Below are 22,115 nucleotides of genomic sequence, written 5' to 3'. Positions count from 1 at the left end.
GAATGCGGTCTGTTCGGTTTGGTTCGAGAGGGCTAATTTCCGAGACGCTCGACACTGATGCCAGTGGCATCAAATCTACCGACGTCCAGGGCGTTTGCCGCGCAGCTGGCGCAACTCATTCAGGCATGCTTGGGCAAGGGCAGAGGCGGGTTCGCCCCGTTTTCTAAGTGGGCGTGACGGGACGGGTGGCGGTTCTGCAATAGGTAGCGATTCAGCCTGACCGGCCCAAGGACGAAACTCGCCTTTCAGCGCTCGCTGGATCAGGCTCATCAGATAGGCCGCTGGTTTGCGGATACCACCGGCGGCACATCGCGCGCCCGCTTCGTTGAGCACTGCCTGTCGATCCGCTGGTTTAAGTTTGCCCAGCGCCACGGTGACCGCCTGACGTTCGCTTGGGCTCAGCTGCAGAGGATCGGGCCAGTGCAGGTTATCCACCGCTGGGGTTGCGCGCGGTACAGTACAAATACTTTCTTTTAATACAGTACAAGCGGCGTTCGGATTCCGAACGGTGCCGGAAACAGTGGCGTTCAGACCCGGTTCGGAATCCGGATTAGGTTTCACTCGATTCCGAACGCGGTGATCACCTGCCAGTTCGGAATCGTGTAGCGCTTCATCGGTTCCTTGATCCAATCCTTGATGTGTCCAATGTTCGCTCCAACTGTCGAGCCGGGTGGGGAGTCGACCCAGGTCGATATCCGTGTCTTGGTGGATGTCTTTCACAATGTGCTGCGCGACAATACGTACAGCTTTGGTCGCATGATTGAGGGCATTTCCGACCAGCTCTAGATAATCCTGATCCAGCTCCATGGCTTCGGCGGGAGTTAACGGTTCATCGTGCAGGACATACAGAGAACCTTGTAGGCGCCCGCTGAGCTGATCGCGGCCACGACTCACCAAGCTAAGCCAGCGCGTCAACCTAAGCATCGTAAGGACGCGAGCGATGGTTTCGCGGGAGGCTGATACACCATAGGGAACGCTCGACAGGTAAGGTTGCAGATCTTCATAACGCGGGGTGACCACTCCCCGGCCCTGCAGCATGAGTCGAAATACTTGCCATGCATTACGTTCCAACGGAGTCAGCCGACAATCCAGCAGCAGGCGACGCGGCACGACTTCGTGTGATTGGCCGCTGAAAAGAAAGCCAGCCTGAAGGGCCTGGTTGGAGGGTGGTTCCGTGGTCGGGCGTGCGGGCCAGTGTTCACTCAACTGTTGGGTGCATTGCTGCAGAACACGCTGCCAGCGACTGGAAGGGGTGGTATTCATGTTCCGTTGCTGTAATGGTCGATCTGCTGCCAAACGATGGCCAAGCTAATCTGTTGCTCCTCCGCCAACATCATCATGGCGTCGAGCTGATCCTCAGCACCGTCCTGAGCGCGTAGCTGGCACCAACGCTGCCAGAGCGCATGTTCCTGCGCTTCGCTCAAGTTCTGAGGGCGGCCCTTACGGGTTTCTATCTTGAGCAGACGTCGGCGCAGGGCGGTTTCCGAATGCGCCAAGCCAAAGCATTGATACATGATAGTACTGCTGGCACCGAGCTTGAGCGCTCGGTTGATCAGGCGCTCGTTCTGTTCGTCGCGTTCGGCCTGGTCGATCAAGCGATGTAGCACCGACGAATCAATCTTGATCTCAACCCAGGGGACGGTGGCATGGGCCAGGCGTGACAGTGTGGTGGGCGGTAAGGATTGCAACAGGTAAATGTCCTCTTCACCCAGCCCGAGTGCTTTGCAGCGTTGCAGGTTACCCAGGCGCAACTCGTGAAGGACCTGAGTCAGCATGGCCTGGTTGAGCACATTGAAGGACAGGTTCATAGCTCCTCCCTTGGTGAGCCGCCTTCAGCGGTAAGCGTCAAGTCGATCAAGCGTCGAGCTAAGCGAATGAGGCGATACAGTTTGATTAAGAGACCGTCGGGCAGACGCTCCAGTCCTACGTCCACGGCGGGACGATCTGTCAGCGGGAGTTCATAGACCCCCAATAGCAGTTGCCCGAACAAGGCTGAGGGCAATTGCTTGCGATCCTCCCAGTTCACGTCGTCTTGGGCACGCAGCAGGGCCAGGAGCAATAGGTGAACGCCGGTTGCACGAGGTGCTGCAAGATCAAGTTGCTCGATATTCAGGACGAAGCCCAAGCCATACTTCTGATCGATGATGCTCTCGGGATGTCCTGCATAGGTCGCCATTTCCCGAGCCAGTCCGGCAATGGCTAAACGTAGTTGTTCGGGGGTATCCAGTGTTGGTGCGATGATCCAGATGTCGTCGATCGTGCAGGTTGCGACGTTCGGTGTTGGTTCGGTGGCAGTGTCGCGATCAATCTGTTCGCGAATTTTTTGGACACGTAACGGAGGGCTGACTGCTGATGCGACATTCGTTTCGGGCAGCGTGAGCTGCTCGTCTCGCGCTGTTTCGGTCCGGGTTCTAGTTTCAACTGATGGGGGGCGGGACTCGGAGGGGGGAGGTCCTGCCGCGGCTTCATCAACGCTCGGCAGGTGGCTGTTCTCTGAAGGCGTGATGACAATGCCAGGCCGTTGGGTGGCGCTCAGCTCCAAGGCCAACATGCGGTAGGACTGTCCGAGCAAGCGGCTCATACGTTCGAGCAGCTCATCCTGGATTTGCTCAAGATCGAAAGACTCGGGATCGGCATCAAATTGGCTCAAGGTTTCGAGCCAAAACTCGGGGAACGCAATGATGTCGGTTGGATAACGATTCCAGGTTCGTTCAGCCTGGCTACGCAGACCGATCAAACGTTCAATTTTGGGTTTACCCAATCCGGCATACAGGGTTTGTGGAATGGCGGGCAGGAGGTGTTCGAGGGTGTCGAGCATCCGGCTGATGTGCGGCTGTGAAATGGGGTAGCCCCCAGCGGCAAGACGGCGCGCCAGCGCTCGTTGCGAGAGTGTCGCTCCATCTAGTTCGAACATGGTTTTGAGTTTGGCTACCGCCAGAGCACGCTCAATGAAGGTGAGTTGGCCGTGCAGATCGCTTTCAGCCAGATGGCCGAGCAGGGCGGTGATTTCATTGCTCCAGGGGCGGAACAGGCAATGAATGCGGAAGAAGCGTTCATCGCGGGTTTCCTGCCACAACTCGCCGAGAATCGCCAAGCGCGTATTACCGCCGTTGCGGATGATGAAATAGGTTTCTCCCGGGCGGCGGGTAATCGGCGGAGGTTGATCCAATCCGCGTTCACGGATGGACGCCTTGATGTCGTCGTACAGCGGATTACGAATGAAGCGCGGGTTGTGTTCGTAGGGGCGTAGCTGCTCCAGCGTGACCAGCATAGGCGTGTCGATGAGTGGATCGGAAAGCCGCTCCAGTTCTGGACCCCGAGGGAAGTGGTCTTGATGCAGTTTGTCGGTGATCTGCTCCTGATTAAGCTTTTTCATTTGAGCAACCTCAGTCAACGCTGGTTGTACAAATTGTCGTCGACCTCGAACTTGACGATCTCGGCAGTGCCCGAACCTTCGAAATGGTGAGAAAGCTCTGCGAGGAGCCATCCTATGGCCGAGCGCCCACCCTGCAGGCGAAAAACTACGGTGCAGTACTCCTCGCGGGGTGGGTGGTTTAGTCGAAGAGGTGGTTGAACGATGATGGGAAGGTGATCCAGCATAAAGAGACTCCTTGCCAAACACCGTTGGCCTCAAGGTCAATCAAACTAAAATGACTTGGCGAGAGATACCGGCTTGGCGACTCATTTTATTGAGCCTGCTCGTGCCTGCTTACTGTAGAGATTGCTGTGCTCCACTCCGGAAACAACTCGATGGCCAGTGCTTGCATAGTTTCCAGTGCCGAGGCTGAGCGTCGTTTACCTGACCGGCGCGTCTCAATTCGGTGTACGGGCAGACCGAGAGAGGCGGCATTGAGATACGCCACTCGGTCTGGAACTACGGTGTCTAGAACGAAGATGTTGGTAGCCCCAGCGAAGGTCTTCCGCAGACCGCAGATGATCATTCGAGTGTCCATCCGAAGGGCGTTCACTTGGTTCAGTAGCAATCGCAAGGGGGGTGGTGAAATGCCCAAGTGGCGGAACGGTTCGAGTTCGCTGAGCAACTTCAAGGTGCCACGACGTAGCTCGCGCGCTGCGAGCATTTCCGGTGTGATGGGAGAAAGGGCGAGATCGGATGCCAGGACGGCCATCTCCAGTAGCACGCTACGTGCGCCTTGGGTGTCGATCAACAGCAGGTCATAACGGGTACGGAAATGGTCGAGCAAATTGTGCAGCCGTAATCGCCCGTCCGGGGCGTGAAGTAGCAAGGTACTCAGTCGGCCTTGGTCATCGTTCGAGAGAATCAGATCGAGACCGACGACCTCGGTCATGGAGATTATCTGCTCAGGATCTGTTTGATTGAGTGCAATGAGTTCGTACGCACCGGCGGGGGCCTCGTGGTTCAAAGCGTAATAGCTCGAGAGAGTGGGTTGACTATCCAGATCGAGCAGCAGGACGCGTAGGCCAGCATCCGCTAGCAGACCGCCAAGATTGGCAGCCACTGTTGTTTTTCCTACTCCACCTTTGGTGGATACCACTGACACCACACGCATGACATCAGGCCTGCTGCGCCAAACGTTCAGTGATCCACTGTTCGATCTCCAGTGAGTCCCAGCCTACGGCACGCAGTCCAATGCGTTTGGCTTGAGGGAAGTTACCTTCTTTCATCAAGTGATAAATGTGCGCCCGTTTAAACCCGGTTTTCCGCTCCACCTCTTCACGCCGCATGATGTGACGTTCGTTAATGGATTGAGGCGCTTCAGCTATGGGGAAAGGTTGGCTGGGCATAGTGGTCACTCCTGGCGCGGGTTGGCGCATAGTGGGAAGTGACCTGAATTGAATAGCACTGATGGGAGAGTGTCATTGCATTGCAATAGATAAGATTGCAATGCAATGCTTCAATTCCGAGAAAGGCTACGTCTTGCCGCAGCAAATTTTTTATCCAGGGAGCGCTTGCTCAATCCTGGAACACCTTCAAAGTGCGCAGTGATTGAGTCAACTATAGCGGCTTGCGACTTGAAGACAGAGTTAGGTACTCCTCCTGGTGAGGACCCAAGAAGGGTTTCGATTAAAGCTCCGATGGCGCATAAATATCCAGCCTCGCTACGGTCATTCAGCTCGCCTTGCGTCTCGACTAGATCGTGTAAGCGCTCCCTTTCTAAGCCTATCGCCTTGAGCTCCTCCAGGAGGGCCGCATGAGCGAGCTCTATCGCCCTAAGCTTGACTTCGAGGGCGTCTCGATCAGCTCGCAGCGTCAAGTAGGTATCAATACTTATTTTTGAATCATCAGGCGGCTTTCTTCCAAATAGAAAAGCGGGGCGTTGGTCTGGATAATAGTGAATCATCCAATATTTGAGATCCGTATGCCTGACAGTTACGAGTCTGCAGTCGATAGGGCTGTCTGGCCGAGTCGTCACACCGAAATAACCATAAGGGATCTCGTTGTTTCGTATGGCATCGAGAATTTTCCCTACATTGATATGCAGACATGGCCATTGTGGAAATTGCTTTGACAGCAAACCTGGACAATCCCAGGCGCTGTCTAGAATTTGAGCCTCGTGATCCATCAGCCCACACCAGCGTATGGCAGCATCAATCGGCCGGTAAAACGATTTTTCCCATGGATTGAAACTGTGAGCTGTGTACATGCTAGCGGCCTCATCCGGGATGCAGAACCGCTAGGTACCTTCTTAGACGCCTGTACTGGCCTTTGCTTCCTTGCGGTGCCTGTCTCTTGGTTCAGATCGGTCCCTTGATAAGCTCCGTCCTTATGATGGTCTAGGGAGATCTAACGAAGAGCTTTAGCTATTATTAACTTCCATTTGTTGGATAGCCCTATGATCCAGAACCACGGTGAGATTTTCAGGAATGGAAGACAGTGGCTGAGAAGCCTAATTGCGAGGCTCTTATGTAACGATCTCACATTCTGAATGCGTCCAAACGGGTCTTTTTGATCATTAGTTGTTCGTGAATAAATGTTGCGCAACCTGGTTTTATGAGGTTGTGGCTTCGCGCGGAGATAATATCTGGGCAGGATTCTTGTTAAAAGTTGGTGAGACAGAATACTGCTATGCACGAAAATGATAAATTGGGAATGTATAGGGCCGCAGATCCTCTGTAGCAATAATGCGCGACAAGTATGCGTTGGCATTACCTGTTGTGCAGGCCTACGAGCAGACGCGCGGTGTATTCACTAAGCTACCATCGCTGTAAGCCACCGTCTGCCCAGCCGCTGACAAATATATTCGTTGACGCTGCACGCAAGTGGAGAGTGCAGGCATCTGCCATCTCCACCGCTACCGCTACCGCTACCGTTGGCTCAGAGGAGCAGGCCCCCCGACGCCTCTATGCGTTGCCCGGTAATCCAGCCGGTACCTTCGCCAAGCAATGCGGCGACTACAGAACCGATGTCATCCGGGCGCGCATTACGACCCAGTGCGGTCATGCCAGCAAATTGCGCGTTCAGGGCCGAGTCATCGCGCAGAGCGCCTCCGCCGAAGTCTGTTTCCGTCGCGCCCGGCGCGATAGCGTTAACGCTGATCCTCCGCGAACCTAACTCTATGGCCATATAGCGCGTCAGCACGTCGACGCCGGCTTTCGCTGCGGCGTAGGCGGCGTAGCCGCTCACTGTGAAGCGGGTCAAACCTGACGAGGTGTTAAGAATGCGTCCGCCATCCTCTATCAGCGGAAGCAATTTTTGGGTCAAAAAGAACGTGCCTTTGAGATGAGTGTTGATCATGAGGTCGAACTCTTGCTCGGTGGTGTCGGCAACCGTCGCGTATGTACCACCACCTGCGTTGTTGATCAGGTAGTCGAATCGATCGCGCTGCCACTTTTGCTGCAGCGTGGTTTTCACATCGTTTGCGAATTTAGCAAACGTACCTGCATTGCCGACATCAAGGTGCAAGGCTACGGCGCGACGACCCAAGGCTTCGATTTCGCTTACAACTGCCGCAGCTGCGTCTGCACTACTCAGATAGGTAATGATCACATCGACGCCATTTTCGGCGAGTTTCAAGGCATTACTCCGTCCAATTCCTCGGCTGGCACCAGTAATAAGGGCAATGCGATCTGATTTTTTAGTCATCGTCATACAGTTCTCGGAAAAGATTCGGAGGTCAGACTTTACGGTTCTGAAGAACGCGAATAAAGTCGGGAAAAATTAACCCTCTGTTCATCTATAGAGAACAATCGACGATGGAGTTGAATGATCTACGGGTTTTTTGCCGCGTTGCCCAATTGGGCAGTTTTACTAAAGCGGCCGAGCAGCTCGGTGTTGCCAAGAGCCGGGCTTCTGCCATTGTGCGGACGCTGGAAGCCGATGTGGGTAGCCGGCTATTGCAACGCAACACCCGCAGCGTTCGGTTGACGCCTGATGGCGAGCTGTTTTTCGAGCGCTGCAGAGAACTGCTGAGGGAGTCAGATCATTTGCAGGGGATGTTTCGGCCTGCTGCCGGAGCTTTGCAAGGTAGGGTGCGTCTCGATATGCCGAGCTTATTTGGGCAGGAGCTGGTAATGCCGCATTTGCGGGAATTGCTGTCCGCGCATCCGCTGCTTGATCTCAGAATCAGTATCAACGACCGTCGGGTGGACATGATACAGGAGGGTGTTGATTGCTTGATCAGGATAGGCCCGCTGCCGGATTCGGATCTGGTCGCACGAAAATTAGGCACAATGAAGGCCTGCAATTTAGCCAGTCCAGCGTACTTGCGACAGTATGGTGTGCCGAGTTCACTCGCTGACCTCGCTGGTCATCGTGTTATTCACTACGCAAATAACTTGCGTAGTGAAGAGGCTGCTTGGCGCTATGCGGTAGATGGCGAGGTGCAGTCAGTACCCATGGTCAGTGCACTCGCCATAAACAGTGGCTCACTCCTGCTGGCGGCCTGCAGAAACGGGTTGGGCATCATGCAAGTGTCCGTACCGGCAAGCCAGCGCCTGATCGATAGCGGGGAGCTGGTTGAGGTACTGCCAGAGTTCAGGCCGCCCCCGATACAGGCTTCGTTGCTTCTCCCTCATCGTAGGCACGTTGCTCCGCGCGTGGAAGCAGTGCTGAACTGGCTCACTCAGGTGACCCGGCCCTATATGCAGGAGCGAGCGTCTTAAATACTGGAAGCGTAAGCACTTGCGCGACTAGAGCCTGACGCGAGGGCTCCCGCCGTTAGAGGTTTGCCGTTGTTGCGAGTGTCATGTGTGCGGTGACATCTTCGCAACGAGGTACCTGGCCCAGATGAAACCATCCTCAATCGTTTGCGTACTGATATGGCGCAGGGACTGGCCGGACGCAGGGCGTTCATCCGACTGGCCGTGATATTCAAATATGCTTGGTACCCCGCTCAAACCATCTATTCCTGGGTAAATCAAAAGGCTGATCTCATCGATCAGACCGGCCTTCAAAAAGGTCCCATTGATCACGCCGCCACCTTCGAGTAGCAGGGTCTTCAATCCAAACTGGGCGCCTAGCATCGCTAACGCTTGCTTAAGGTTTTCACAATGAGGGCCTGCGAAGAGATAGGAAATGCCCTGGTTTCGCAACGCCTGCAAATAGGCATCCGATACCGAGTCGCCGAGAATGGAGATAATCCGATGCCCGCCATCAATGGTATTCGTCTGGTAGTGCAGCTTCCCGGAGGGGTCAATCACGATCGCAACCGGGTCCCCTGGTTCATGCGCTATGTTGTGGTCCCGCAGACCACCGCTGTGTTCCCCTACAAACGGTGGTTTTGAAGAAATACCATCAAATGCTTCCATGGTCTTTCGGCCTATGATGAAACCGTCGCCGCCTAGGCGGGCGGCAATTCGCTCGTAATGATTTCTAATCGTTTGCTCACTGTCCCCATTGGGTAGAGATGTCCAACGAGAAGACACGAGGCGCCCGTCCACCGAGCTGATCATGTGGCATATGATTCGAGGGGGCATGAACTATCAATTCCATAAAGCTTGGATAAGTGGCTGATGGCCATTTTGTTATTTTTTGCGTAATACATAAACTCGCCACATGGCGTAGAGCGGTATGAAGTCCAGGGATTTCTGAACACGGAAACCGGCCTGTTCAAACTCTGCCTCGACAGTAGTAGCCGGCAACACGAACCGATTTTGGTAACCGTCCTGTTCTCCTTTGTTGCGACGACGCACTTCGGTACGCTTGCGTTTCCAAGCCTTGAAGTTGCCGTCCACCCATAGTGAGATAATTACGCTGTCGCGAGTAACGCGTTGAAACTCACGCAGAATCGCGAGTCTGTGCTCCGGGGCGCCGATGTGGTGCATCAAGCGCATGCAGAATATGTTGTCGACCGCGTTGTCCGGTAAATCGATAGCAAAGGCAGAGGTCTGCAACGGGCGAACCCGTTTCACCACCTCCGCCGGTTGGGCGATGGTTGCGACCTTCAACATCGACTCAGAATTGTCTGCGCCGATGATCACGCGACCAGGCTTTTGCGCCAGTAACGGCCAGAAACGCCCGGCCCCGCACGGCAAGTCCAGCACCAAGCCAGGCTCGCCAGCGGCGACCAACGCACTACGCGCCAATTGCTCGTCGCGTTTGTGGGATAAACGGCGGGCCAGATTGTCCTGATGCTTGAGTAAATAACTCTGCGCGTGCTTATCGTCGTACTTTTCGGAAAATTCAAGCTTGATCGGATCGGGCATCAATGGGGCTCCATTTGTTGCGGCAGAAAATTCCAGAGGGTATGAGTTGGGATCCTCATTCTGGTCTGGTGCGGTCATGGCAGTGGCCGGGGTATGCGCGCCTATGGGAGCTTCAGGTCATTCAAAAGAAGCCTTATGACTTCTATCAGGACGGGCGTGGAACCTATTGACGATAAGGCAGGGGACCGCGCAACCGTGGCATGATTTTACGACAGGGATGACGAAGAGCTAGCTGCGTGACTGCATATAACCATGAGCTGAATTGATGGCTGGGCGTCAATATCATCATTGCGTCGTCGGTGAGGTTGAAAGGTCTCATTTCTGGTCTCAATCGCTGCGACGTATGCCAGTTTTACTCAGCTGATAACTTACGAGTATTCATTCTTGACGACCTCAGCTTTGAACGAAAGACGGCTCGGGACGCCGACAGACGAAGTAAGCAAAGAGATTTGACGGATGAAGAGAACAGTTTGGCGGTTGGGGGCGGCACGCTGCTTTTCACCTTCGGGGTTTCCGCAGATGGAGCAGGCCCGACTTGCCGGGCGCCAGATCAAAAACTTGTAATAACTGGTGGGGGAGCGTTTGTTGCTCCTGGGCCACGAACACTGGTGCGGGTTCAACTGGCTAGTGGTGGACTGGTCCATCTGGCTCAACCCGCATGTGTACTCTATCCACTGCGCCTTGAGCCCCGTCACCTGACAAGATGGCTGTGTTCAATGCGAATTTCAGCGTCAATGTTGCATGCGGTATGACAGCAAGTTGTTCACTTCTTCACGACTAGGCGCGTAAGCCCCTGCATGTGAGCAAGACACCGACGCACAAGCCGCGGAGAACTCCAATCGTGCACGCGGCTCTTGGATGCCTAGAAGCGTCGAGGCGAGCCAGCCGGCCATACTCGAATCTCCGGCACCCACTGTATCAGCGACCTCAACGGCGATCGCGGGCTGTTCAAACTTTAGGTCGGTGTCATACAACACCATGCCTTTCGCTCCACGGGTGAAAAGAATCTGGGCACGAGTATTCATTGTCCGCAATTCTCGAAGGGCCTGTTCTTCGTTCAATCCAGGGTATATCTGACGAAGATCCTCATCCGAGAGCTTGATGATGTCTGCAAGCTCCACCATGGCCGGGAAAGTCAGCTCGCGGTAGCGGGTGTCCATCAGGTTGCGCCAGTTCGGGTCATAGCTAATCAGCTTGTCTTCTTCCTTCACCCTCCTGGCCACCTCAACAAGCCTGTCCCCCAATGGCTGACGGGCAAGGCTGATACAGCTGAAGTGACAGAGTCGAACCGCATCCAACCAACCTGCCGGGAGTTGGTCCACATCAAAAAGTAGATCGGCCTCGCCCGCAAAGAAATACCGGGGAGGGTGGCTGGAGGGCACGATCGCTACCAGAGGGTCAGCGTCAACTCTCTGGAGGAATCTCATGTCCAGACCGGCAGCCCTCGATTGCTGTGCGAGCTCATCGCCCAATGAGTCGGTACTGATCGAGCCGGCGAATGCAGTGGGCACGCCGAGGCGGCTCATTGCGCGGGCCACGTTCCAGGGCGCGCCACCTGGATAGCCCTGCCACCGTCCGGGCGAGTGTTGAACCACGTCGGTCAGTGCTTCACCAAACACAACAACGCTCGGCAATTGCATATTCATTCTCTCTTGTATCGGGCTGGGGACACTATCGTGCGTCACATCAATAGGCGCGGTCTCACCGCACCTGCGTGATCGGTAGCGATGGGTGAAGACTGTCTCGGTTGAAGAGCTTCACGGCAGTAGTACGCCGGTAGTCGCTCGGGGTCTGATGCATTTCATGACGGAAGTGGCGATTGAAATTGGAGACGTTTTCATAGCCAACCTCGAAGCAGATTTCGGCGACCGAGAGCTGTGTCTGGACGAGTAGCCGACATGCACGCTGGATGCGCAGCTTGCGCATCAGGTCCATGAATCCGTGGCCAGTGATTCGTTTGAAAAAGCGTGAAAAACCGGCCTCGCTCATCCCAACTCGCTCGGCGATGACAGATAGCCGGATGTCGGATGTGAGCTCATTGATCAGGTAGTCGAATGCCTGATTTATTCGCTCCGAGCTGCGCTCGTTCAACGAAGGCGAGTAGCAGGCGCTGGCCAATACCCGAATTTCGCGCTTTGGCGCCCTTGCGAGGGTGTCTATCAATTGCAGGAACATGATCAGGCGCTGAAGCCCCGTCGCCTCGCCGATTCTCTCAAGCAGCAAAGCGGCCTCGACGGCCGTCCCCCCAGTAAATTCGATCCCACGTTGTGCCAGCTCAAACAGCGTTTTCAGCTCCGATAGCTCAGGCAATGAACCTTGGAGGTCGAGCAGGGCAGCGCCGTCAAACTGCAGCACCACGTCGCGGCCTACGAGCTGTTCTCCCGGCGCGATATCTCCCATCCAATCATGGGGAAGACCTGGGCCAATCAGTGCGACATGTCCTGCGGTGAAGGGCCCGATGTAATCCCCAGCCAAAAGCTTGCCACTTCCTTGTCGAATCAGGTGGATTTCATATTCCGGATGGTGGTTCCAGCGGGCGAGGGCGTATGGATAGTCGTGCTCGTACCATCGAAAGCTCTGATCGGGTTCAGGAAGGATGACTTCAAGGTCGGCTGGTCGGTGCTCGAACAAAGCAGCGCGGTTGTCAGGCATCTCGTGCCCCTTTTTATAGTTATACGGTGGATCGAATGCGCCAACCATACGCCGAATTCGTCCGGGACTGCTAGCCCAACTATTGCAGCTGGTTGATACTTTTTTAACCCTTGTGGCTGCCGGTTATCGCGATCAAAAAAGTATCAGTTCGGCGTCCGCGATTCGTTTGAGGGCGGGGCGGGTAGGTGATCTAATCAATTCGCCCACCACTGCAATGCGGTCTTGTTTTGCTCACAAGTGGTGAACAACAACAATAATAGCTCCGGTCATCTGGCTTGGAGTGGAGAGCCCCATGAAGATTACGAATGCGCTAATTCTTTCTACTGGTCTGTCATTCGCCCTTGCCAGCCATGCCGCTGAGACGCTGACCATCGCGACGGTCAACAACGGTGACATGATCCGAATGCAACGGCTATCCAAGATCTTCGAGCAGCAGCATCCCGACATCAAACTGAACTGGGTCGTGCTCGAAGAGAACGTTCTGCGTCAGCGTCTGACCACTGACATTGCCACTCAAGGTGGTCAGTTCGACGTGTTGACGATTGGCACCTACGAGACCCCGATGTGGGGTGCCAAGAACTGGCTAGAGCCGATGAAGGACCTCCCGGCCGGCTACGACGTCGACGATATCTTTCCTGCCGTGCGTCAGGGCCTTTCTGTTAACGATACGCTCTACGCACTGCCGTTCTACGGCGAAAGCACCATCACGTACTACCGCACCGACCTGTTCAAGGCTGCAGGGCTGACGATGCCGGGGCAGCCGACCTGGTCGCAACTGGGCGAGTTCGCTGCCAAGCTCAATGATCCTTCGAAGGATCAATATGGCATGTGCTTGCGTGGCAAAGCTGGCTGGGGCGAAAACATGGCCTTGCTTACCACGATGGCCAACGCCTTCGGGGCGCGCTGGTTCGATGAGAAATGGCAGCCTGAACTCAATGGTCCTGAGTGGAAGGCAGCAGCGACGTTTTATGTTGATACCCTGAAGAAATATGGCCCTCCCGGAGTATCCAGTAACGGGTTCAACGAAACACTGGCCCTTTTCAACAGTGGAAAATGCGCGATTTGGGTTGATGCAAGCGTGGCTGGATCTTTCACCACCGATAAGGAGCAGAGCCGGGTGGTGGACAGCGTAGGTTTCGCTCCTGCGCCTATTGAGGTTACCGACAAGGGGTCCTCGTGGTTGTACGCCTGGTCATTGGCAATTCCTGCCACCTCCAAGCACAAAGAGGCCGCCAAATCGTTCGTCACCTGGGCCACCTCCAAAGAGTACATCCAGCTAGTTACCGATAAGGATGGCATCACGAACGTGCCACCCGGTACACGCATCTCGACCTACAGTGACGCTTACCTCAAGGCCGCGCCGTTTGCTCAGGTAACGTTGCAAATGATGAAGCACGCTGACCCGTCGCAGCCTTCAGCCAAACCTGTTCCGTACGTGGGCATTCAATACGTGGTGATCCCCGAGTTTCAGTCGATCGGTACATCGGTAGGCAAGCTTTTCTCCGCAGCGTTGACAGGACAAATGTCGGTTGAGCAAGCGCTGGCTTCTGCCCAGTCCACAACCGAGCGCGAGATGAAGCGTGCGGGCTATCCCAAAAAATAAATAGCCCCTTACCTCCGCCGGCTTAGCGCCGGCGGTCACAGCCGCACAGGTAAATAATCATGAACACGTCCATTATTCGAGCCCAGCTTGCGGCCTCGGCGCCATCACGCGCACGCCGTTTGATCAATCCAGGATGGTTTCTGGTGTCGCCATCGGTTGCACTTTTGTTGCTCTGGATGATCGTGCCGCTGGCCATGACCGTTTATTTTTCGGTGATCCGGTACAACCTGCTCAATCCAGGGGAAAACGAGTTCGTTGGCCTGGAGAACTTTGCCTATTTCGTGACAGATTCGGGTTTTCTTCCCGGAGCGCTTAACACGTTGATATTGGTGGGCAGCGTGCTGCTGATCAGCGTGATTTTTGGTGTCTTGATTGCAGCCTTGCTTGAGGCAAGCGAGTTCTTTGGACGCGGCATAGTCAGGGTGCTGCTCATTTCGCCGTTTTTTATCATGCCGACCGTGGGTTCGCTGATCTTCAAGAACCTGATCTTCCACCCTGTCTCCGGGATCCTCGCGGCGGTATGGAAGTTCTTCGGGGCACAGCCCGTCGATTGGCTAGCTCATTACCCACTCTTCTCGATCATCGTCATCGTTTCCTGGCAGTGGCTGCCTTTTGCGATCTTGTTGCTGATGACAGCCATGCAGTCGCTCGATCAAGAGCAGAAAGAGGCCGCTCGATTGGATGGGGCGGGTGCCCTGGCCATCTTCTGGCATTTGACCCTGCCACATTTGGCCAGGCCCATCGCGGTGGTGGTGATGATCGAGACGATTTTCCTGCTGTCGGTATTTGCAGAAATCTTCACCACGACAAATGGCGGACCTGGGTTCGCTTCGACCAACCTCGCCTATCTGATCTACAACCAGGCACTGGTGCAGTTCGATGTGGGCATGGCCTCGGCCGGTGGTCTGATTGCGGTGGTGATCGCCAACATCGCGGCGATTGTGCTGGTGCGCATGATTGGCAAGAACCTGACCGACAAAGCCTGAGGACAACGCCATGATGACGCTTAAACAATCCCGGTCTCTGCAAAGCGTACTGCTCGGCACCTTGGCCTGGGTCACCGCTTTGCTGTTGTTCTTTCCGATCTTTTGGATGGTGCTTACCAGTTTCAAGACCGAGATCGACGCCTTCGCTACGCCGCCACAGTTCATCTTCATGCCTACGCTGGAGAATTACTTGCACATCCAGGAGCGCAGTGACTACTTCCACTTCGCGTGGAACTCGGTGCTGATTTCCTTCTCCGCTACAGCGTTGTGCATGCTGATCGCGGTGCCGGCGGCCTACTCGATGGCGTTCTATGAGACCAAGCGCACTAAGCAGACGCTGCTTTGGATGCTATCGACCAAGATGCTTCCTCCAGTTGGGGTGCTCATGCCTATCTACCTTCTGGCGAAGGGGGCGGGGTTGCTGGACACCCGGATCGCGCTGATCGTGATCTACACCCTGATCAACCTGCCCATCGTGGTATGGATGATTTACACGTACTTCAAAGACATCCCCCGGGAGATTCTGGAGGCGGCCAGGCTGGACGGCGCGACCCTGGGGCAGGAGATGCTGCGCGTGCTGCTGCCCATCAGCAAGGGTGGGCTGGCGTCGACCATGCTGCTGTCGATGATCCTGTGCTGGAACGAGGCCTTCTGGTCGCTCAACCTGACGAGCTCCAGCGCCGCACCTCTGACCGCGCTGATCGCTTCCTACTCGAGCCCTGAGGGTCTGTTCTGGGCGAAGCTTTCCGCGGTTTCCACATTGGCCTGCGCACCTATCTTGATCTTCGGCTGGATCAGTCAGAAGCAATTGGTTCGTGGGCTGTCCTTTGGCGCCGTCAAATGACGACGTCGAGCATTCAATGATTTCGCGAAGGCTCCAATTTCATACAGGACTTTACGCATGGCCACTTTGAAAATAGAAAATCTCAAGAAAGGTTTCGAGGGACTGTCCATCATCAAGGGCATCGATCTCGAGGTTAAGGACAAGGAATTTGTGGTGTTCGTAGGGCCGTCGGGGTGTGGCAAGTCGACCCTGTTGCGCCTGATTGCAGGTTTGGAAGACGTCACGAGCGGCACGATCGAGCTCGACGGCCGAGACATCACTGAGGTGACTCCTGCCAAACGAGACCTGGCCATGGTATTCCAGACCTATGCTCTGTATCCGCACATGACGGTACGCAAGAATTTGTCATTTGCCTTGGATCTGGCCGGTGAGAAGAAGCCGGATGTGGAAAGGAAGGTCGCCGAGGCCGCAAGGATTCTCGAACTTGGTTCTCTGCTCGACCGCAAGCCTAAGCAGTTGTCAGGTGGTCAGCGCCAACGAGTCGCTATTGGGCGTGCGATTGTCCGAAACCCGAAAATTTTCCTTTTCGATGAGCCACTGTCGAACCTTGATGCTGCGCTGCGTGTACAGACGCGCTTGGAGCTGTCCCGACTGCATAAGGAGCTGCAGGCGACCATGATCTACGTGACCCATGACCAGGTCGAAGCCATGACGCTCGCCACCAAGGTCGTTGTGCTTAACGCTGGGCGGATCGAGCAGATTGGTTCGCCGCTCGAGCTCTACCATCACCCTGCCAACCTGTTCGTTGCCGGCTTCCTTGGGACACCAAAAATGGGATTCTTGCAGGCGACTGTGCATGCCGTGCATGCATCGGGGGTGGAGGTTAGATTCGCCTCTGGAACCACTTTGCTCATTCCACGCGACAGCAGTGCGTTGTCGGTTGGGCAATCCGTGACGATCGGGATACGGCCGGAGCATTTGACCCTGGGCGCTGAAGGCCAAGTGCCGGTCACGACGGATGTCACCGAGCGCCTGGGCAGCGATACCTTCTGCCACGTGAATGTCGATTCAGGAGAAAGCCTGACGGTACGTGTCCAGGGGGATTGCGAAGTGCCGTACGCCGCCCGGCGTTATCTCACCCTCGATGTCGCTCATTGCCATCTATTTGATGAGAGCGGTCTTTCGGTAAGCCCTGCGGCATCACGCGCGGCCTGACTTCCATCACGCGCGCTCTTTCGATGAAGCGCGCCACGAACCACAAAGGTAGATTCAATGAAACGTCTCGAAGGTAAAAGCGCTTTGATCACTGGTTCCGCGCGCGGTATTGGACGCTCGTTTGCCCAGGCCTATATCGGTGAAGGCGCTACGGTCGCTATCGCCGACATCAATTTGGAAAGAGCTCAAGCGACGGCCTCCGAGCTTGGGCCGCAAGCTTACGCGGTGGAGATGGACGTTACCCGCCAGGCGTCCATTGATGCAGCGATCGCGGAGGTCGTTGCCCACGCAGGAAAGCTGGACATCCTTGTGAACAATGCGGCGTTGTTCGATCTTGCACCGATCACCGAGATCACTCGGGAAAGCTACGACAAGCTTTTTGCAATCAATGTCAGCGGGACGCTGTTCACGCTTCAGGCAGCGGCGAAGCAGATGATCAGTCAGGGGCATGGCGGTAAGATCATCAACATGGCCAGCCAGGCGGGTCGCCGCGGTGAGGCGTTGGTAGGCGTCTACTGCGCCACCAAGGCGGCCGTCATCAGCCTTACACAGTCTGCTGGCCTTAACCTCATCAAGCACAAAATCAATGTCAATGCGATTGCCCCGGGGGTTGTCGATGGCGAACACTGGGACGGTGTCGACGCGCTCTTTGCCAAACACGAGAACCGACCCCTGGGTGAGAAGAAGCGGCTCGTCGGCCTTGAGGTTCCGTATGGAAGAATGGGGACAGCAGAGGATCTGGTAGGAATGGCAATTTTCCTGGCGGGCTCGGAGAGCGATTACATCGTTGCACAAACGTACAACGTTGATGGCGGGAACTGGATGAGCTGAGTGCAGGAGGGGGGGCGGGTGACAGGAGAGCGGCACATTTTCCGATCACCCGGCGGTTAGATTCAGCTTCCTCGCGATCACGCTGCCCGACTCATGAGAGCCTGGCAGTTTGATCCACCGGCCGATTGTTGAGGTGGGAGCTAGCAGCAAGGTTTCTTGCTTATCTACGCGGCCACCAGAACTCTGCACTACAGGCCGAGGAGGCGGCGCAGTTCCGGTGCGGTCAGATGGGCGCGGAAACCCGGCCTGCCCGGCTGGAACGAGGCGGAGGCAGCCAGGTTGCCCACGACGACTGGGTCGCAACCAGCATCGCGTACCAGGTCGGCGGCGACCCGCAAGGCCTCGGCGTCATCTCCTGCGACGGGCATGCCAATGCGCCCGCCCGCTCGTGAGGCAGACATTGCCACCACGGTGGCATCGACGGCACTGAATGCGCGCACCAGTCGCGCGCCGATCATGTACTTCGCGACGGTTTCAGCAACGCCCAGGTTGTGCGCTTCGCGGTATACATCGCTGCTGCTTGTGCCCCAAGGATTGGTGGAGTCCAGAACGATCTTGCCGCGGTAGGCACTGTGCAGGTCTCGCCCGACCTGGGGTAGCGCTTCAAACGGAATAGCCAACAGAAGCACGGTGCCGAATTCCGCTGCCGCCATCGGCAGGCCGACCGAAGCGCGTGGCCCTAACGCCTCAACCATGTCTTGCAATTGCTCTGGATGGCGGGAAGAGAACATGACCTCATGTCCAGCCTCGACCCACAGCCGACCTACCGTGCCGCCCAGCGATCCGCTACCGATCACGCCGATGCGGGTTGGCGCGACCGCAAAGGCGCGACTCGCGGGGATGAGCCAAGGCAGAGCGGCCAATACGCCAAGGGATTTCACTATGGAGCGGCGGGTAGACTTCATGTCCTGTCCTCAATCAATGATGGTGAGACCGTAGAATCGCGCTGTTCCTGCTTCAGGTGGGTTCGTCCCAACCAGACACTCAAGCCCAGCCAGATAGCTGAGAGGGGGACCGAGATCATGGGAATCTGCGCCAGGGTCAGGCCAAGGCCCATCAGGCTTGCGTATCCCCAGCTGGCGATTTGGTCACCGCCACGATAAACGACCGTGTCGATGAAGTTCTTGGCTTTGTAGCGATCTTCACGTGTGCTGGAGGTAAACAGGATTTCCCTGGCGGGTCTGGCCAGTGCGAAGTTCGCTACCCGGCGGGCGACCTGCGCGGCCACGATGACTGCGACGCTAGGGCTGGCGGCCAAGGCAGCGAAGCCGAACAGGCTGACCAGCGGCAGGACACACAGCGTTGCCACGATGCCCGCGGTGGCGATCATCCTGCCGGTGATGAACAGCTGGAATACCAGTGTGATCGCATTGACGATCAAGTCGATATTGGCAAAGAACGCCGTGCGGGCCGCACGATCAGGGAACGAGGTCTCGGCGATGCTGGCCTGCTGAAAATACAAGAAAGTCGATGTAACCGAGTACAGCAGAATGAATAGTGCCAACCCGACCAAGTAGGGCGAGCGCAGCGTGTGGACCATGCCGGTAAAGATGCCGCCACCCAAGGGTCGGTCAGGGTTTTCCTTGGGCGTGGTGTGGCTGAGCATCGGAGCAAGGCGAGATAAACGGCGTGATGCAAGTACCGCCACTTCCAGAAACAGGATGGCAATCACCATCAGCCAGGAGCGGTCCAACTGTTGGATCAGGCTGGAAGTGATAGCCGAGCCCAAGAGGCCGCCAATCGTTGCTCCTGCCGCGAGTAGCCCGAACAGCCGTTTGCCCTGCTCGCTGTCGAAGATATCCACCATGAACGACCAGAACACCGAGACGACGAACAGGTTGAACACCGAGACCCAGATGAAAAAGGCACGTCCCAGCCACACCTGCCACTGTGGATCGGTGAGATGCAGCAGCAGTGCAAACAACATCAGGTTGGCAGCGAAGAAACGATAGGCCACGACGATGAACTGCTTACGTGGCAGTTTGCGCACGGCCAGCGCGAACAACGGGCTGGCTACCAGCATCGCCAACAACGTACCAGTGAATAACCAGGGCAAGTTCTGGACCCCGCCGGCCACACCGAGCTCGTCGCGGATCGGTCGCAACAGGTAATACGCCAGAAATAGCGCGATGACGTAGAGCATCGACCACAGGACTGCGGGTGCTTCTTCGGGGCGCACGTTTGCCTGACGTAGCCACAACAGCGAGACGGGAGACTGCACGACTTACTCCTTCCTGGCTCCAGTTGCGACCTGAGGCGGAGTCTTCGCTGCGTCGTCTTCCCACCATGCCGTGAACGACTGCGCACGGCCGTCAAGGTAGACCGTGCGGCCGATTTCGGGCGTCCACAGCGCGAAGGTTTGCCCCTGACTGGCGACTTGCATGCGCTTGAACGGATCATCCCAATCGTGAGGGGCGATGGAGAAGCGGCCCACATGCGTCTGCATCAGCACTCGGGCGTGCAGGTCCTTGGCTGCCTGCGCGGCCTGTTCCGGATTCATGTGGACATTCGCCCAGCGCGGATCGTACTGACCTGCATCAATGGCGACATAGTCGAACGGACCCAGCCGCTGGCCGATCTCGGCAAAGTGCGGGCCATAACCCGAGTCGCCACTGAAAAACAACCGCTGCTCAGGAGACACAAGTGCAAAGCCGACCCACAGCGACTGATCGCGGGTAAAGGTGCGTCCAGAGTAGTGTCGAGCTGTGGTGACGTGGACTCTGACGTTCGGTGTCAGCGCGATGACTTCGTTCCAGTCGGCTTCGCGTACGACTCCAATGTCGTAGCCCCAGCGCTCGAAATGCGCGCCTACACCCAACCCCACGATAACCTTTCTGACTTTGGTCTGAAGCGCCTGAACGGTTGGATAGTCCAAGTGATCGTAATGATCGTGGCTGATCAACAAAGCGTCGATCTCGGGTATGTCATCGGCCGTGTAGAGGCTGGTGCCCTCGAATGCCTTGTTCACTCCGGGGATCGGCGCGGCGTAAGTGCTGAACACCGGATCGATCAGGATGCGTTGTCCGCCCAGTTGCACGAAGTAGGAGGAATGGCCCAGCCAAACGACTATATCCTGTGTAGGGTCGAGTGCTTTGAGGTCGGTCTTGACGGCGGGAATCGGGCTTGGCGGTCGAGGCTGTCCCTCTTGCCCGAAAAGGGTCTGCATCCACATCGATATCTCGGATTGGTCCGTGGTCTTCATGGGCGTGTCGATCTGGTTGCGGAACACTCCGTCGGCATGATTGGGCGAATGTTCGATGCGCGTCAGCCGCTCGCCGCTGGGCAGGTCGCCGAAGACCGGCTGCTGTAAATAGGCGAAGGCGCCAACGATGCCTAGCAGAGCGATACCGACAACGGCCATGAGAAGACGACCCCAGAATAATTTCATGCAGTAGTTACCGTGGAGGTGGTCACGACAGGTTCGTGCCGCTGGCGCGCGTGAGTTCAGCCAGCAGCAAGTCTTGGAATCGGGAGTCTTGGACCGCGGAATGCGGCTGTTCGCGTCGCTGATGGTGCCAATAGCCGCCGCTGGTGAGTGCCTCAGGGTCATTGCTGGTGGCAAGCCATTCCTGGGTCAGGTGTCCCAGGCGCAGGTCGTCAGGTGCGTTGGGACCTCCCATCTTCGTTGGGACCCAGCCCGGATCGACCGCATTACTGAGGACGTCGGGGTACAACCGCGCAACGGCTGCTGCGAGTGCGGTTACAAAGAGTTTGCTGTCCGAATAGCTGCCTGTGGGGGTGCTGCCCGACCAGTCCAATCCCGTCAGGCTGGCTCGTCCGCCCCTATGCATGCTGCTGCTCAGGTAGATCAGACGCTTGGGGCGCTGAATCAGGGCCGTGAGCATATAGGGGGCGACGACGTTGACGACTAGCAGTTGCGCCCCGCTGAGGATGCCAGCGTTGTGAACAATGGCATCCATCGCGCCGATGGCATTGACCTGACGGGCAAGGTCGCGAACCTGTTCAAGATCGCCCAAGTCGCCGACTGTCGCGATGGCGCCCTGGTCCACCAGTTCTTGCACGGCAGACAACCGGGCAGGGGAGCGCACATGCACGACAACCTCGTGGCCTTGGGCAAGCAGGGTTTTGGCGGTGGCATGGCCCAGTCCATCGGCCGAGCCGGTAATGAATACGCGGGCTTTGCCGCTTGCATTGTTGTCCCGTTGTGCGTTGGACGCGGGAGCCTCCCTTCGGGAATTGGTTGGGGCCTCTGCCCAGGATGCCGTTGCTTCCAGAAGTGAGCCTGCGATCAACGCCGAACCCAGTCCGGCGCCTCTGATGAGAAAGTCTCTACGATCCATGCACGTCCCCTCGGGTCACTTCGCGCCTCTCGTCCCAAGCGCCATGGCGATCGCTCGCGCTGAATACAACGAAGGGTTGGTTAAAAAGAGGTTGTTAATGTAACCGGCCCCCTTCGACG

General features: G+C 56.5%; 22 protein-coding genes. 6 read left to right on the top strand and 16 right to left on the bottom strand.

The features are described from left to right. Positions 1 to 75 precede the first annotated feature (75 nt). The 8 genes from F6R97_RS03320 to F6R97_RS03285 form a co-directional block, all read right to left on the bottom strand. Positions 76 to 1,263 carry an STY4528 family pathogenicity island replication protein gene (locus tag F6R97_RS03320; protein ID WP_095973844.1) on the bottom strand — a complete coding sequence of 396 codons (1,188 nt, stop codon included), beginning with the start codon at positions 1,261 to 1,263 and terminating at the stop codon, positions 76 to 78. Then, positions 1,260 to 1,808, bottom strand: coding sequence for a DUF2857 domain-containing protein (locus F6R97_RS03315; RefSeq protein WP_048392851.1), 549 nt, complete (start codon positions 1,806 to 1,808; stop codon positions 1,260 to 1,262). The genes F6R97_RS03320 and F6R97_RS03315 overlap by 4 nt, the downstream gene beginning before the upstream one ends. Continuing rightward, positions 1,805 to 3,376, bottom strand: coding sequence for a ParB family protein (locus tag F6R97_RS03310; protein ID WP_095973845.1), 1,572 nt, complete (start codon positions 3,374 to 3,376; stop codon positions 1,805 to 1,807). Before F6R97_RS03310 ends, F6R97_RS03315 begins: the two co-directional genes overlap by 4 nt. Before the next feature lie 14 nt (positions 3,377 to 3,390). Beyond that, positions 3,391 to 3,600: a hypothetical protein gene (locus F6R97_RS03305; RefSeq protein WP_095973846.1), complete on the bottom strand. Its 210-nt coding sequence runs from the start codon at positions 3,598 to 3,600 to the stop codon at positions 3,391 to 3,393. Positions 3,601 to 3,686: 86 nt separating this feature from the next. Beyond that, positions 3,687 to 4,529, bottom strand: a complete 843-nt coding sequence (locus F6R97_RS03300; RefSeq protein WP_095973847.1) for a ParA family protein — start codon at positions 4,527 to 4,529, stop codon at positions 3,687 to 3,689. 4 nt (positions 4,530 to 4,533) lie between these two features. Next, entirely contained in the window at positions 4,534 to 4,764 is a 231-nt protein-coding gene (locus tag F6R97_RS03295; RefSeq protein ID WP_048392860.1) for an AlpA family transcriptional regulator, read from the bottom strand. Between the two features lie 110 nt (positions 4,765 to 4,874). Continuing rightward, positions 4,875 to 5,624, bottom strand: a complete 750-nt coding sequence (locus tag F6R97_RS03290) for a hypothetical protein (protein WP_095973848.1) — start codon at positions 5,622 to 5,624, stop codon at positions 4,875 to 4,877. A gap of 671 nt (positions 5,625 to 6,295) precedes the next feature. Continuing rightward, positions 6,296 to 7,063 (bottom strand): SDR family NAD(P)-dependent oxidoreductase, encoded by a 768-nt coding sequence (locus F6R97_RS03285; RefSeq protein WP_095973926.1) that lies wholly within the window; start codon positions 7,061 to 7,063, stop codon positions 6,296 to 6,298. Positions 7,064 to 7,173: 110 nt separating this feature from the next. On the opposite strand from F6R97_RS03285, the gene F6R97_RS03280 reads away from it, so the two are divergent. Next, positions 7,174 to 8,082: a LysR family transcriptional regulator gene (locus tag F6R97_RS03280; protein ID WP_048392865.1), complete on the top strand. Its 909-nt coding sequence runs from the start codon at positions 7,174 to 7,176 to the stop codon at positions 8,080 to 8,082. 81 nt (positions 8,083 to 8,163) lie between these two features. Here the strand turns inward: F6R97_RS03280 and F6R97_RS03275 are convergent, their stop codons facing one another. From F6R97_RS03275 to F6R97_RS03260, 4 genes are all read right to left on the bottom strand, one after another. Further along, the gene (locus F6R97_RS03275) at positions 8,164 to 8,895 is read right to left on the bottom strand and encodes a RibD family protein (RefSeq protein WP_095973849.1); all 732 of its coding nucleotides are present in this window, start codon (positions 8,893 to 8,895) and stop codon (positions 8,164 to 8,166) included. 48 nt (positions 8,896 to 8,943) lie between these two features. After that, positions 8,944 to 9,624, bottom strand: a complete 681-nt coding sequence (locus F6R97_RS03270) for a class I SAM-dependent methyltransferase (RefSeq protein WP_048392867.1) — start codon at positions 9,622 to 9,624, stop codon at positions 8,944 to 8,946. A 731-nt stretch (positions 9,625 to 10,355) separates the two neighbouring features. After that, on the bottom strand, positions 10,356 to 11,264 hold the full coding sequence (locus tag F6R97_RS03265) for a carbohydrate kinase family protein (protein WP_304576039.1): 909 nt from the start codon (positions 11,262 to 11,264) through the stop codon (positions 10,356 to 10,358). Positions 11,265 to 11,325: 61 nt separating this feature from the next. Further along, on the bottom strand, positions 11,326 to 12,276 hold the full coding sequence (locus tag F6R97_RS03260) for an AraC family transcriptional regulator (RefSeq protein WP_304576040.1): 951 nt from the start codon (positions 12,274 to 12,276) through the stop codon (positions 11,326 to 11,328). A gap of 292 nt (positions 12,277 to 12,568) precedes the next feature. Here F6R97_RS03260 and F6R97_RS03255 point away from each other — a divergent pair, with 292 nt between their 5' ends. From F6R97_RS03255 to F6R97_RS03235, 5 genes are read left to right on the top strand one after another with little or no spacing between them, the layout of a single operon-like run. Continuing rightward, complete coding sequence (locus F6R97_RS03255; RefSeq protein ID WP_304576041.1) at positions 12,569 to 13,879, top strand: ABC transporter substrate-binding protein; 1,311 nt, start codon at positions 12,569 to 12,571, stop codon at positions 13,877 to 13,879. 59 nt (positions 13,880 to 13,938) lie between these two features. Next, the gene (locus F6R97_RS03250; protein ID WP_013692785.1) at positions 13,939 to 14,865 is read left to right on the top strand and encodes a carbohydrate ABC transporter permease; all 927 of its coding nucleotides are present in this window, start codon (positions 13,939 to 13,941) and stop codon (positions 14,863 to 14,865) included. Between the two features lie 10 nt (positions 14,866 to 14,875). Then, complete coding sequence (locus F6R97_RS03245) at positions 14,876 to 15,709, top strand: carbohydrate ABC transporter permease (RefSeq protein WP_013692786.1); 834 nt, start codon at positions 14,876 to 14,878, stop codon at positions 15,707 to 15,709. A gap of 57 nt (positions 15,710 to 15,766) precedes the next feature. Further along, a complete protein-coding gene (locus F6R97_RS03240) occupies positions 15,767 to 16,864 on the top strand; it encodes an ABC transporter ATP-binding protein (protein WP_013692787.1) in 1,098 nt (365 codons plus the stop codon). Positions 16,865 to 16,921: 57 nt separating this feature from the next. Beyond that, complete coding sequence (locus F6R97_RS03235) at positions 16,922 to 17,695, top strand: L-iditol 2-dehydrogenase (protein ID WP_013692788.1); 774 nt, start codon at positions 16,922 to 16,924, stop codon at positions 17,693 to 17,695. Positions 17,696 to 17,883: 188 nt separating this feature from the next. Here F6R97_RS03235 and F6R97_RS03230 read toward each other — a convergent pair whose 3' ends face one another. Genes F6R97_RS03230 through F6R97_RS03215 form a run of 4 tightly spaced genes read right to left on the bottom strand, consistent with a single transcriptional unit; the run spans position 17,884 to position 21,996 of the window. After that, entirely contained in the window at positions 17,884 to 18,600 is a 717-nt protein-coding gene (locus tag F6R97_RS03230) for an NADPH-dependent F420 reductase (RefSeq protein WP_176167048.1), read from the bottom strand. Continuing rightward, a complete protein-coding gene (locus F6R97_RS03225; protein ID WP_304576042.1) occupies positions 18,597 to 19,916 on the bottom strand; it encodes an NTP/NDP exchange transporter in 1,320 nt (439 codons plus the stop codon). The genes F6R97_RS03230 and F6R97_RS03225 overlap by 4 nt, the downstream gene beginning before the upstream one ends. A gap of 3 nt (positions 19,917 to 19,919) precedes the next feature. Beyond that, positions 19,920 to 21,083, bottom strand: a complete 1,164-nt coding sequence (locus F6R97_RS03220; protein WP_304576043.1) for an MBL fold metallo-hydrolase — start codon at positions 21,081 to 21,083, stop codon at positions 19,920 to 19,922. A gap of 22 nt (positions 21,084 to 21,105) precedes the next feature. Then, on the bottom strand, positions 21,106 to 21,996 hold the full coding sequence (locus F6R97_RS03215) for an SDR family NAD(P)-dependent oxidoreductase (RefSeq protein WP_088500320.1): 891 nt from the start codon (positions 21,994 to 21,996) through the stop codon (positions 21,106 to 21,108). Positions 21,997 to 22,115: the final 119 nt, after the last annotated feature.

The sequence above is a fragment of the Pseudomonas sp. JV414 genome, assembly GCF_032424305.1.
GTDB classification, from domain to species: Bacteria; Pseudomonadota; Gammaproteobacteria; order Pseudomonadales; family Pseudomonadaceae; genus Aquipseudomonas; species Aquipseudomonas lini.
The sequence above is the reverse complement of the archived record's forward strand: the minus strand, read 5'-3'. Positions and strand labels throughout refer to the sequence as shown.